This is a genomic window from Aphanizomenon sp. CS-733/32, from assembly GCF_028330045.1.
Taxonomy (GTDB): domain Bacteria; phylum Cyanobacteriota; class Cyanobacteriia; order Cyanobacteriales; family Nostocaceae; genus Dolichospermum; species Dolichospermum gracile.
Genome location: NZ_JAQMSE010000171.1, coordinates 1 through 12,142, shown reverse-complemented (window position 1 = coordinate 12,142; position 12,142 = coordinate 1). Strand labels below are relative to the sequence as shown.

The window sequence follows — 12,142 nt, the reverse complement described above, 5'->3', positions numbered from 1 at the left end:
TTTAAGCCAGACCAAGAATCAATTAGCAATGCTTGTAAGTGAAAACATAATTAATTATATGAAGTAATTTGAGTAAATATAATATTTTCTAATCATCCAAATCTAAAAATAGGAAAAACACAGTATTTCCTAAAATAGACAAATACGCTGGATGTAAAAAACAACGAATTACTTAACTATCCCCAAAAATCTGTAACTTCATATTCTAATTCCCCGATCATCTGCCGTAATAAGGGTAAACTCAAACCAATAACATTACTGTGACAACCCTCTATTTTCTCCACAAATAAACTCCCAAACCCTTCTAAAGCAAATGCTCCAGCGCATTGAAGAGGTTCACCTGTAGCTACATAAGCAAGAATAGCGCGATCGCTCATTTTCGCAAAATACACCCTAGTAACTTGACATTTAACCACAGTTTGATTTTTAGTAGTATCAATCAAAACATGACCAGTGTACAAGTCACCAAAATTACCTTGCATCAATTGCCACCGAGCGATCGCTTCATCAGCATCCCCTGGTTTACCGTAAATCCCCCCACCCATAGCCAAAACCGAATCACAACCCATCACCAACGCCGCTGGAAATTGGGAAACCACAGTTTCCGCTTTACACCTAGCCAGGGTTTTCACCAATTCCCCAGGTTCAGTTAGTTGTATTTGTGACTCATCAAAATCACTCGGACAAACTATAGGTTTAATTCCCACAGTTTGCAATAACCGACGACGAGCAACAGAAGCAGAAGCAAGGACAAATTGCGGAATTTTCATAAATTGTTGTATAAGTAATTTTTAGTTGAGAAGAAACAGGGAAAGGGCAACACTATGGCTTACTTAAAAACATGTTTTTTTGACTGGGATTTAAACTGGTGAAACTTTAGTTTCTTATCTGTTCCCTGTTCCCTGTTCCCCGTTCCCTTTTCCTTTTTTTGTAATTGATAATAGTTAATTGTCAATTACCACTATTTCTAGTGATTAATAAACAGTGAAAGAACTCACAACTTCATCAATCATCCGTTGCAACTTCTGCCAACGTCTCTCAGGAACCGAAGCATTAAAGGTAAACAGCTTACCACGACTAATAGCCACACTAGAAATATTATGTCTTTCCTGTCCATTGGGAAATTTAACCGCATATTCTAGAAAGTAGTAAATTTTCCCATTTACTTCCCTTTCAGCCGCATTGATTAACTCAGCAGTCCGATCAGAACCTACAGGAGCAAGAGCCACCTTTCCTAATTTATAACCAACTTCCGTTGGCGTTCCCAATTCCGCCAAAGTTTTACCAGAAGCAACCGGACTAATCACCACAGACACATTTTCTGATACTTCAATTAAATCGTGAAACACCACATCAGGCCCATCACCAACCTTAACCTGTAACCAACCATTTGGGTAAGAAAACTGATAACCGTCAGCACTATCTACAAACCTATTCAGTCCACCAGCCGCATTAGCCACACCAACACTACTCAAGCTGAAGCTCAACACCAATAATAAGATCAACGTAATTCTTTGCCACATTTTTTCCAATTCCTTTGATCCGTCAACAATACAAGGTAAAGATAATTGCAAGTTTTTATTTTCTCACTAATCTGGACAATCTGGAGACTTTACTTTTGTCATCCCCTTCAGCCTTGATAAGTATGTGTGCTACAATTGGACAGTCTTGCACCTTGTGGTCAAATAAAAAACCTCTTTGTTGTCAAAATAAGCCGCAAGCACATCTAAAAGTATGAAAAAAGTTGTCGTTGGTCTTTCCGGTGGCGTTGATAGTTCAGTAGCTGCTGCTATGCTGCATAATCAAGGCTATGATGTAATTGGTTTAACTCTTTGGCTAATGAAAGGCAAAGGGCAATGTTGCTCTGAAGGAATGATCGACGCGGCTGATATTTGTGAACAATTGGGTATACCCCATGAAATTGTTGATATTCGGGATGTCTTTCAAACAGAAATTATTGATTTTTTAGTCACAGGTTACAGTGTAGGCATTACACCATTGCCTTGTTCCCAATGTAACAAAACAGTGAAATTTGGGCCAATGGTGGAATATGCAAGGGAAAAATTGGCATCGGCTAAAATCGCCACAGGTCATTATGCCCAAATCCGCTATGATGACACCACTAATCGTTACCAATTATTACGAGCCGTAGACCGTAACAAAGATCAATCTTATTTCCTCTATGACTTATCCCAAGACTTATTAGGGGCAACAATTTTTCCTCTGGGTGAACTGAATAAAAGCGATACTCGCAGAATTGCCGCTGCATACAACTTAAAAACCGCTGATAAACCAGAAAGTCAAGACCTATGCTTAGTCGAAAGCAATGGTTCTATGCGGGCATTTTTAGATAAATATTTAGCTCCTCAACCTGGTGATATTGTAGATACCACTGGTAAAGTTTTGGGACAACATGATGGTGTTCATCATTACACCATTGGTCAGCGAAAAGGCTTAGGCATCGCCGCCGCCGAACCCTTGTATGTGATTGAGTTAGATGCAGCAAATAACAAAGTAGTTGTAGGCGATCGCACCAAAGGAACTCAGTCAGAATGTACAATAAATCGAGTAAATTGGGTTTCCATGGCTGAACCCGTCGCCCCCATTTGCGCCGAAGTCCAAATCCGTTATCGTTCCCAACCCGTACCGGTCACAGTCATTCCCCTCCCAGATTCCCGCGTCCGGTTAGTATTTGATGAACCACAATTCAGCATTCCCCCCGGACAAGCAGCGGTTTGGTACGACGGCGAAAAAGTCTTAGGTGGCGGAATCATCGAACAATCGTAGGGGCGCAGGGCCTGCGCCCTTTCTTTGTCCCTATAACCGCAACAGAAATTATTCCAGAAAATCGGGTTCTTGCCGCACAATCATCTCATACAAAGACTGAAAACTAAACCAACCCATCTCAGGAGAACCCACTTGGCTATAAGCTATCTTCGCATACTCCCGCTTAATCAGGCTAGGTACTCCAGCAGCTTCCGCCAATAATTGAGCTTGACAAGAACGCTCCATCGTGATAAACCACCAAGCAGCCTCATCAATAGTTTTACCTACCGTCAGCAAGCCGTGATTCTTGAGAATAACAGCTTTATTTTTTCCCAAAGTTTCAGCAACGCGCTTACCTTCTTCCGGGTCGAGAACAACTCCCGTGTAGTCAATAAATATACTGTGGTCTTCGTAAAAAGAACAAGCATCTTGAGTCAGGGGGTCAAGCAGACGACCAAGACTAGACCAGCTTTTACCATAGATAGAATGAGCATGTGCCGCCGCTACCACGTCAGGACGGGCTGCATGAACTTGAGAATGAATAGCAAAAGCAGCGCGATTTACCGGACGATTACCGTAAATTACATCACCTTGCTGATTAACTAATATCAAATCACTAACTCTAACTAAACCAAAGTGCATTCCAAAAGGATTCACCCAAAAATGTTCAGGGTATTCTGGGTCACGGGCTGTAATGTGTCCAGCAACACCTTCATCAAATCCAAATCGGGAAAATAGCCGCAATGCAGCCGCTAGTCGCTGTTGACGGTGCAATCTTTCTTCAGGAATGGAGGTAAAAGTGGGAATTTGGGGACTATTGGGTTTTTGTATAGGCTTTTCAGTCATATATACCTTTGTCGAGAATATTTTCAACAAGGAATGAATAGTTTTGAAGCTGTCAGTATATTTTAATCTAACAGGTGTTGTCCCTCGTTTTCAATCTTCACCTAAAATCATTAGGCCATAGGCCAATATTAACTCAATTGATTACGAAATTTACTCACACTAATAATCAACAACACCACAGCAAAACTAAGTGGTGATGAATAAGATTCTAAAAATATGTTGACAAATAATTTCTCAATCTCTTCTTGAGAATGACTAATTTTATGGTAGCGACTTTCTGCTCCTTGTTCTACATTTTCAGGACAATGTTCTATCCGATTTAATGTACTCTTTCCAGCCAAGGTAAATGGTTCATTCTCTTGACCAATGCTTTTTCCTAATGCCAGTGCGAACATGGGATCATGACGTAATTCTTCATGGTCATTTAAGTCTTCATATCCCATGATTAAGCCATATATCCGTTGTGTTAATAAGCTTTCTATAGGATGTAGTGTTTTATTTGGCTTTCTGTAGTCTTGGAAACACTTAGCTAACCGTGATGTTATTTGCAATTTTCGGTCTATTTCCGCAATTAAACTTAAACCTGCATCTGATGTTACTTGCCCACCCTGGAAATTAACTACTATTGGTGGGAGTTTTTCTCTTTCAAACTTGAACTGTTTTGATGTACTATCTGTTGTTAATGGGGTCATACTTTATAACTGCTAAAATGCTTTCTACATATACATTTTCGCAGGTTTTGACCCCTTTTTTTTAGTTATTTGTGAGAAATCCGGGCTTGAGGCCTTGCTTTAAATCTTCATTGGGTTTAAGCCTAATTGCCAATAGTTTCGTCATTACCAGTCTTGTTGAGATTCGCTAAATGTTCTAGGTGTCTTTTTTAAATTAAAATCAGCCGCCATTAAATCAATACCATCAATAATTTTACTAGGTTCGGCAATTCTCAAAGCCGTAAAACATTTGTCTCGATAATTGGGGTGATTTTGGAAAAAGGCGATTGCTTTTTTTAAAGGTTCAATTACAGGATAAGCTGATTCTGCCTTCTCAATAGCTGCTTGAGGAATGGGAGAATTGAGCCTTTGCATAGCCAAATCAATTAAATCTCTCGACTCTACCGAGGAATCATTCCATCTGTCAGAATTAGCTAAAAGTTTTTCCGCAAAACTGTCAATTTGATTTAAGCATGGGACAGGCGACCAACTGGGATAATCTGCTGCTCCCAATTCAATCCGTCCTTCCATAATTATCTCAAATTTAATCAGAGTTTCATTAACTACAATAGCAAATCTTATTCCGTACTGGTCAGCTTTAATTTCTCCGGGTAGCTTGAGGTTATTTTGAGTATTAAAAAGGGCATTATATTGATTTCCAGCTATTTTTTGGCGCAGTAATCGGTAGCCAGTACCAGTGGAACAGAGAAAATCTATATCCTTGCTTAATCTATATTCCCCATGATTTAAACTAACCAGAGTCCCACCGCCAAAATATGCGCCACACTCTAATAAAAAATTAGCATTTAATTGATTAAGAACAATTAAAATTTTTTGATGAAATTCCCTTTCAAACATTTTTGCTCCTAACCATGAATGATAATATTCAGCTAATTGTTGCACAAATAAGGCTTCTATTTGGCTCAAGTCGCCTAAAACTCCCCGGTAGTGCCACCCTCGTTCATATATTCTCAGCATTTCTAAAGAAGTAAGATTTTCTATATTTTCTCTTTGCCAACATAATTTTGCTAAAAACGGTAATTTTTCTGGAGTTTTAATTTGAAGTCTAATTAACATTGGGGTTATACTGGAGTTGAGGATTTTGAATATTATTTGTCATAATTGTCAATTACAGCCATATTACCATTATACCCTACATATCAGGGCTATTTCATTCTAGATTTAACCAACGAATTTAGGTATTTCTAGCCATCGTGAGATAGAATCCCTGAAGCCCAAAATGACGCATTCTCGTAACCCGCATTTCTCACAAACAATGCGATTCCTAGGTCGCGCTTCGCTATCGCAATCTATCTAATCCTTATAGCCGACATTCCGCACTTCAAAAAGTAGTATGCAAAAACTACATCTACGACTAATTAAAAGCTATAGTTTTTAAAAATTAAGTAGCCACCAATAAATAAATTATACACACCAAAAATCTATCTTTTTTATTATGTTTAAAAAGCTAGTAAGACAGTTTAATTTGAATTTTTCGGTTATTTCTATGTCCGATATTTGATGGTATTTTAATTTGTCTACTAAGTCCTTAATTTCTAATTCTGCTAAAGATTTTTGGTCAAGGAATGGTAGAATATATACGAAAAGTTAATGGAAAAACGAAGGTTGAGACAGGTTATTATATAAGTAGTTTGACAAATAATGCGAAATTACTAGGAGAATCAGTCCGCACTCATTGGGGTATAGAGAATTCTTGATTAATAGCACCTTCTTTGATCAGCTGGGCATAGCGATCGCTGTTAATTCTCGCTAATTTTACCTCTGCCTCTGTTTGCTTAACTTGAGCTTGAGTTTGTAATAATTGAGCTTTAGCCGCCGCTACATTAGATTTTGCCTGTTGAGTTCGTCCTTGGGTATCCCCCTCCGACTGTTGTAAATTGAGCTTTGCTTCCCTAATTTGACTATTAATTTGTTCAAGTTCGCTTTGCACCCTATCCACATCGGCAAATGCCTGTTGTTCATCGGATTGTGCAGACGTTACCCGTGCTTCATTTCCTCGTAGTTGCTCTTGTAACAGTTGATCATTACTGTCATCTAACTTAATTAATACTTGTCCTTTTTTAACATCCGCCCCTTCTCGCAAAGCAATTGACTCAATTCTCCCAGAACGCTTAATCCCGACTTCACCTGAGTTCGGTGTTAGGAGTTTCTCCTTCGGAGACGCTTCGCGAACAGCAACGAGATCATAAGGGTTTAAGACTCATATTTGCGGCAGTTTTCCAAAAATATCTTATGTCGAACTCAGGTATCATCAAATGGTCAGGGCGGGTAAAATTGTTCCAGGTTTGATGACAATTTGCTGTAATTCATTTTAAATCTAATAATCCTGTTTCTTTTAATTTGGGATTAAAGCGGATTTGAGTATTGACTCCCCGGTCTTTGAGAACTCCTAAAATTTCTTCTTCAACCCGCCGCGCCACATTTTTTAAAACATTGCTTTTTCCTAATTCATCAATAGCTATATTTTGATAATTATTTTCTTCTTCTGGTGTCATTAATGCTTTCACATTTATAGGATTATTCCATTTGTGTTTATTTTCGATATTCGGAAGATCAGGATTAGCATTTTCCGTAATCCAAGCACTTTCAATAGCTTCTAAAATTGTTCGATTAGGACGTTCTATAGTTTGGACTTTTACCCAATAACAATTTTGGGGTTGACGGACTAAATGCTGCTTTAAACTTAGATAAATATCACGGGAATAGCCAATAAATTGTAGAATTTTATCCTGATTAAAAATTGCGTAAACTCCAATTTTTTCTTGAAAGGTAACTATGATTTCACCATCATGATCAATATAAGGATGATATTCCAAACTAGCTAGGGTTGGTAAGTTTATTTCTGTTGTCATAAATAAATTAGAAATTTGCTCAAAGAGTGACAATTAATTACCCGAAAATTAAAAGTTATATACAGCATCAAGAAATAATTAACCGCATATGGAAGAAGATGGACGCAGATAAACGCAGATAAATTTGCATTTCATCAGACTAGGAAAGGTTATATTGTAATCATCAACCAAAAACTTGCCACTTCTTCACCATAATCAAATGAAATTACCTTTTTTGATAGCGAAGCGCTCCGTAGGAATCCTAACTTTTTTGTTATGTGAGTTTTTTGCCCATAAAGGTGTAAATGCTAAAACTCAACCAGTCTCTAACGTCGAAGTTGAACATCATCAATCAGCAGATTTAATCACCCAACCAATCACAATTGATAGTTATTGGCATCAAATACCTCAAGTTAATTCTGAACCTGAACCATATTTTAGTATTAGCAAGCCAGAATGTAAAAAAGCAAATCCTCTTGATTATATCAAAAATCCAGAATCTTTTTTGAAATTATGCCCTAATACGAATAACTCAAATCGTAAACCTTATGAGCCAGTTGAATATCTTAAAGTTCCTCCCCTAGATTCTGGAATTAAAATCAAGTTAGGTGATTTTTAATAATGGATAATGGATAATTATTCATTACCAATTATCCATTATTTAACTAGATTTTACTCATCATCAAAATCATCATCATCGTCATCTTCTTCCTCGAAATCATCGTCCTCTTCTATAACTAGGTCGTTAATTTCATCAGCAATTAAATCATCCTCATCGAGGAGTAGTCGTTCCCCGATCTTGCTACCAAAGCCACCGTCGCCCATGCCCGGTGCATCCAGGTTGTAGAGTTTCGCTGTGCGGTCATCTAGCACCATGTCCAGTGGATCATCCACTTCGTCTAAGATGCCATTGCCCATGTCTACTACGTAATCGTCAATTACCCCTGCTTCTTCGTAGGTATTGTAGCCAGTTCCCGCCGGAATCAAGCGCCCAATGATCACGTTTTCCTTCAGTCCCCGCAGCCAGTCCGATTTGCCCTCAATGGCAGCTTCTGTTAAGACCCTGGTGGTTTCTTGAAAAGAAGCAGCGGAGATGAAACTGTCGGTGTTCAACGATGCCTTGGTAATCCCCAACAGCATGGGAGTGTATTCTGCCCTCGCCCCACCGGTAATGGCCATGGCTTCGTTCACCTGTTCTACCTGCCGTAGTTCCACCAGTTCCCCTGGTAGCATGGTGGTGTCGCCACCGTCATCAATCCGCACCTTGTTGGTCATTTGCCGGACAATCACCTCGATGTGTTTGTCGGAAATGTCAATCCCTTGGGATTGGTACACCATCTGCACCTCGTTCACCAAAAAGGTTTGTACCTTCTGCAAAGCGTGGGAAGCACAGGCATAGACCCCATCCTCTGACCCCAAACTGAAGAATATCTCCAGAATCTCGTGGGGGTTGGAGGGTCCGTCTGTCAGGGGTTGTCCGGCTACAATGTGCGCCCCGTCGGGAACAATCAGGTTTTGTCCAGGTCCTAAAGGATAGTCAGTAACAGTACCATTGGCTTCGACAATCTTAATGGCGTAGGCTTCTCTAGTGATGGATGTCACCTCATCCCCATCGCCATAGACTATCTTCACTTCCCCCGGACGACGGGCTAAAATACAGGCTTCCTTGGGTTTACGGGCTTCTAGCAGTTCCTCAATCCGGGGTAAACCTTGGATAATGTCCCCTGTCTTGGCGCGTTCAAATACCAACAACACTAAGTTATCACCCCGTTGCACCAAATCCCCATCTTCTACTTGTAACACTGCACCGGGACTGACTCGGTAAGGACGACCGACGCGGAGAGTAATGGTGTGAGAAGAAGGTGACAGGTTAGAGGTGCTACGCCACGGTGACAGTGAAGAAGCATTTCTGTCACCTATTCTCTGTTCCCTGTCACCTGCTTTCACTTCCACTACCTGCCCTGATTCAGCCGCAAATATCCCCGGCGCGATCGCACTTCCTTCCACGACCAAATCACCCTTACTGACGGTGGGCAATACATTGGTATTCACTGTCACCAAATCATTGGCACGCAATACCAAACATCGGCGCACTGTTTCCGCCCCCTGTTGCACGCCCCGAACTATGCCCCCTTCTTTACACAATATCTTCGTCCGGGCTACCACTGCCCCTGGTTCAATGGTTTCACCATCTACCACTTCCAAATTAGTTTGGGTACTGCCTTGGGTGGCATCGGCGGTAATGTCTCGGCGCACGACCAAAGACTCTAAAATCACCAACTGCAATCTTTGAATCTCTGGATCTTCTGGGTCAGCAATCAGTTCAATGTCCGCCGCCAAGGGGGAACTGCCATGTTCTCCTTCCGTGTCCTGCTCAATTTCTAGGACAATCTGTGTCCTTAGCAGTTCCACACCCTCCACCGACTTCACCCGTTCCGAATCCTTGTAGGGAATCCGTTGCACTGCCCGCAGTTGAATCGAGCGCCCAGTCTGTTGACTCACGGAAGTGGTAGCGGGAACATCAGGGTTGGTGGGGACGGCAAATTCCACCACCGGACGACTCAGCAAGCCTGGACCTTCGGGAGTTTCTACATACTGGACATAGCGCAATTCTGTGGCTACAGTCCCTTGCAGTTCCTCACCGGGTTGCAAGAAAGTATTGTCATGGGCGATCGCTGCTTCTGGATCATCCACCATCAACAGTTCACCGGGTTTAATCACCACCTCCCGCAAAATATCGTTCTTTTGGGTAATTTCCACTACCCCCCCGGTTTGGCAGAATAAATCCTGAACTACTTCAGTCCCCGCTTCCACATATTGGCCATCCTCCACCCGTAACAGGGAAATATCCTTATTCACCTCATGGGTTTCTTCTGGTATCCACAGCAGGGTTCCCCCCTGGACTACTTCATAGCCCAATTTGGCTTTCCCTTTTTTCTGGACTTCCACTTCGGCAAACTTCAGCAAGCCCCCAGTGGTGGTCCGGTACTGGTCATCAATCAATTCCGCCACTACCTGACCATTTTGCACCTTCGCCCCGGGAGTCGCCCGCAAGTTAAACTCCGATATCGCCCCATTATCAGGATTGGTGGTGGTAATCAGGTAACTATTCCGTCCTTGGGAACTCTGGATAGTCACCGCCGCCTGATCCAACACCACGGAAGCGGTAATAATCTCAATTTCCCTGGTGGCTTTCCCCGGAATTGCCTCTGGTAAGCGCACCACACCCCCATGCACTGTGGTCAATTTGGTTTCCGCTAGGACTCCATTGGTCTCCACCGCATCGCCATTTTTCACCACCAACTCTGCTCCGGGCAGTAAATTATATACATCCCCCGACAGAATCCAAATCAACCCCCCTCTAGAGGCTGTGACAGTGGTGTTACCCTGACGGTCGGTTTTTTGTTCCGCCACCACATCGGCAAACTTCACCTCACCAGCCAAGTCGGTCGCCACATCCTTGACGGCTTTTTCCGTATTGGTTCTGGTAGTTCTACCCCCCAGCGCTACCTCCGCCACCAAGTGATCTGCCAATACCTGTTGACCATTGTGGATATACAGAGTCGAACCTTGGGTAACAGCAATTTCTTGGCTTTCCCCCGTTCCTGATTTCTTATCCCCTTCAATTGTCAAAGTTCCATTGGCTTCCACATACAAGGCATCCTCACCATGACGGGTGCGATAGGGACGGGTTTGTAACTTGCGCGGAATTTTCACTGTTCCTGACACCTGCGATCGCACCTGTTGGGCTACTTCCCCCGTGAATACACCCCCGGTGTGGAATGTCCGCATGGTTAACTGAGTCCCCGGTTCACCAATACTTTGCGCCGCAATAATCCCCACAGCCTCACCGAGATCCACCATCTTGGCATGGGCTAAACTCCAGCCATAGCAGTGCTGACACACAGACCGGGCCGCCTCACAGGTCAAAGGACTGCGGACTGTTACCTTCTGAACCCCGGCTTTTTGGATAGCGATCGCCAAGTCATCATCAATGGGGGTATTCCGATGGGCAATTATTTCCCCTGTTTCTGGATGCACCACATCCTCACCGACCACCCGACCCATCAACCGTGTCGCCAGTTTAATCAGGGTTTTATTCCCCTCCACCATTGCCCCAATCGTCAACCCGCGATTAGTGCCACAGTCAAACTCCCGCACAATCACATCCTGGGACACATCCACCAACCGCCGGGTTAAGTACCCAGAGTCAGCAGTCCGCAGCGCCGTATCCACCAGCCCCTTCCGCGCCCCATAACTAGAAATAATATATTCAGTAACCGTCAACCCCTCGCGGAAATTGGTCTTAATTGGTAAATCTATAATTTCCCCCTGGGGATCTGCCATCAGTCCCCGCATCCCCACCAACTGCCGCACCTGGGAAATATTCCCCCGCGCCCCGGAAAAAGCCATCATATACACAGAGTTGAGGGGATTGGTTTTTTTGAAATGCACCACCACCTCATCCTTGAGCGCCTCTGAGGTACTATTCCAAGTATCAATTACCTTTTGGAAACGTTCAACTTCCGTAATTTCTCCCCGTTGATAGCGTTCCTCCGTCGCCAAAATTTCCGTCTCTGCCGCCTCCAGCAGTTCCTTTTTGGAAGGTGGAATCATCAAATCATCCACACTAATAGACACCCCCGCTTTCGTCGCATAGCGAAAACCCAACTCCTTGAGTTTATCCGCCATCACCGCCGTCCGCGCCGTTCCATAATGGGTAAAAGACCAGGAAATCAAGTCTCTTAATTTACCCTTGTTCACCACCAGATTGCGAAAAACTGCTTTAGTCATAATTTTTAGGAGTTAGTTGTTAGTTGAAGGAGTCAGAGGGGCAAAGGGGCGGAGGGGCAAAGGAGCAGAGGGGCTGAGGGGCTGAGGGGCAGAGGGGCTGAGGGGCAAAGGAGCGGAGGGGTAAGAGTTTAGGAAGAAAGAAGAGGAAGAATATAATTTTCTCCCCTGCTCCCC

General features: G+C 42.8%; 9 protein-coding genes and 2 pseudogenes. 3 read left to right on the top strand and 8 right to left on the bottom strand.

The annotated features are described in order from the left end of the window. Positions 1-176 precede the first annotated feature (176 nt). Positions 177-770: a nucleoside triphosphate pyrophosphatase gene (locus PN471_RS13530; RefSeq protein ID WP_271777291.1), complete on the bottom strand. Its 594-nt coding sequence runs from the start codon at positions 768-770 to the stop codon at positions 177-179. Positions 771-974: 204 nt separating this feature from the next. Beyond that, positions 975-1,523: a photosystem II reaction center PsbP gene (gene psbP, locus PN471_RS13525; protein ID WP_271777290.1), complete on the bottom strand. Its 549-nt coding sequence runs from the start codon at positions 1,521-1,523 to the stop codon at positions 975-977. A 211-nt stretch (positions 1,524-1,734) separates the two neighbouring features. On the opposite strand from psbP, the gene mnmA reads away from it, so the two are divergent. Further along, on the top strand, positions 1,735-2,787 hold the full coding sequence (gene mnmA, locus PN471_RS13520) for a tRNA 2-thiouridine(34) synthase MnmA (protein WP_271777289.1): 1,053 nt from the start codon (positions 1,735-1,737) through the stop codon (positions 2,785-2,787). Between the two features lie 48 nt (positions 2,788-2,835). Here mnmA and PN471_RS13515 read toward each other — a convergent pair whose 3' ends face one another. The 3 genes and pseudogenes from PN471_RS13515 to PN471_RS13505 all read right to left on the bottom strand — a co-directional run bounded on the left by PN471_RS13515 (position 2,836) and on the right by PN471_RS13505 (position 5,399). After that, positions 2,836-3,612, bottom strand: a complete 777-nt coding sequence (locus PN471_RS13515; protein ID WP_271777288.1) for a class II aldolase/adducin family protein — start codon at positions 3,610-3,612, stop codon at positions 2,836-2,838. Positions 3,613-3,803: 191 nt separating this feature from the next. After that, positions 3,804-4,304 (bottom strand): annotated as a pseudogene (locus tag PN471_RS13510) (transposase); the annotation flags it as partial. Positions 4,305-4,448: 144 nt separating this feature from the next. After that, positions 4,449-5,399: a nucleotidyl transferase AbiEii/AbiGii toxin family protein gene (locus tag PN471_RS13505; protein ID WP_271777286.1), complete on the bottom strand. Its 951-nt coding sequence runs from the start codon at positions 5,397-5,399 to the stop codon at positions 4,449-4,451. 506 nt (positions 5,400-5,905) lie between these two features. Between PN471_RS13505 and PN471_RS13500 the strand changes: the two are divergent. Further along, positions 5,906-6,037 (top strand): annotated as a pseudogene (locus PN471_RS13500) (ISAs1 family transposase); the annotation flags it as partial. On the opposite strand, the gene PN471_RS13495 reads toward PN471_RS13500, so the two are convergent. Further along, positions 6,016-6,426: a hypothetical protein gene (locus tag PN471_RS13495; RefSeq protein ID WP_442867157.1), complete on the bottom strand. Its 411-nt coding sequence runs from the start codon at positions 6,424-6,426 to the stop codon at positions 6,016-6,018. The pseudogene PN471_RS13500 and the gene PN471_RS13495 overlap by 22 nt on opposite strands. 223 nt (positions 6,427-6,649) lie before the next feature. Beyond that, on the bottom strand, positions 6,650-7,195 hold the full coding sequence (locus tag PN471_RS13490) for a GIY-YIG nuclease family protein (RefSeq protein WP_271777285.1): 546 nt from the start codon (positions 7,193-7,195) through the stop codon (positions 6,650-6,652). A 199-nt stretch (positions 7,196-7,394) separates the two neighbouring features. On the opposite strand from PN471_RS13490, the gene PN471_RS13485 reads away from it, so the two are divergent. Continuing rightward, complete coding sequence (locus PN471_RS13485; protein WP_271777284.1) at positions 7,395-7,793, top strand: hypothetical protein; 399 nt, start codon at positions 7,395-7,397, stop codon at positions 7,791-7,793. 53 nt (positions 7,794-7,846) lie between these two features. Here PN471_RS13485 and PN471_RS13480 read toward each other — a convergent pair whose 3' ends face one another. Continuing rightward, positions 7,847-11,968 carry a DNA-directed RNA polymerase subunit beta'' gene (locus PN471_RS13480; RefSeq protein ID WP_271777283.1) on the bottom strand — a complete coding sequence of 1,374 codons (4,122 nt, stop codon included), beginning with the start codon at positions 11,966-11,968 and terminating at the stop codon, positions 7,847-7,849. Positions 11,969-12,142: the final 174 nt, after the last annotated feature.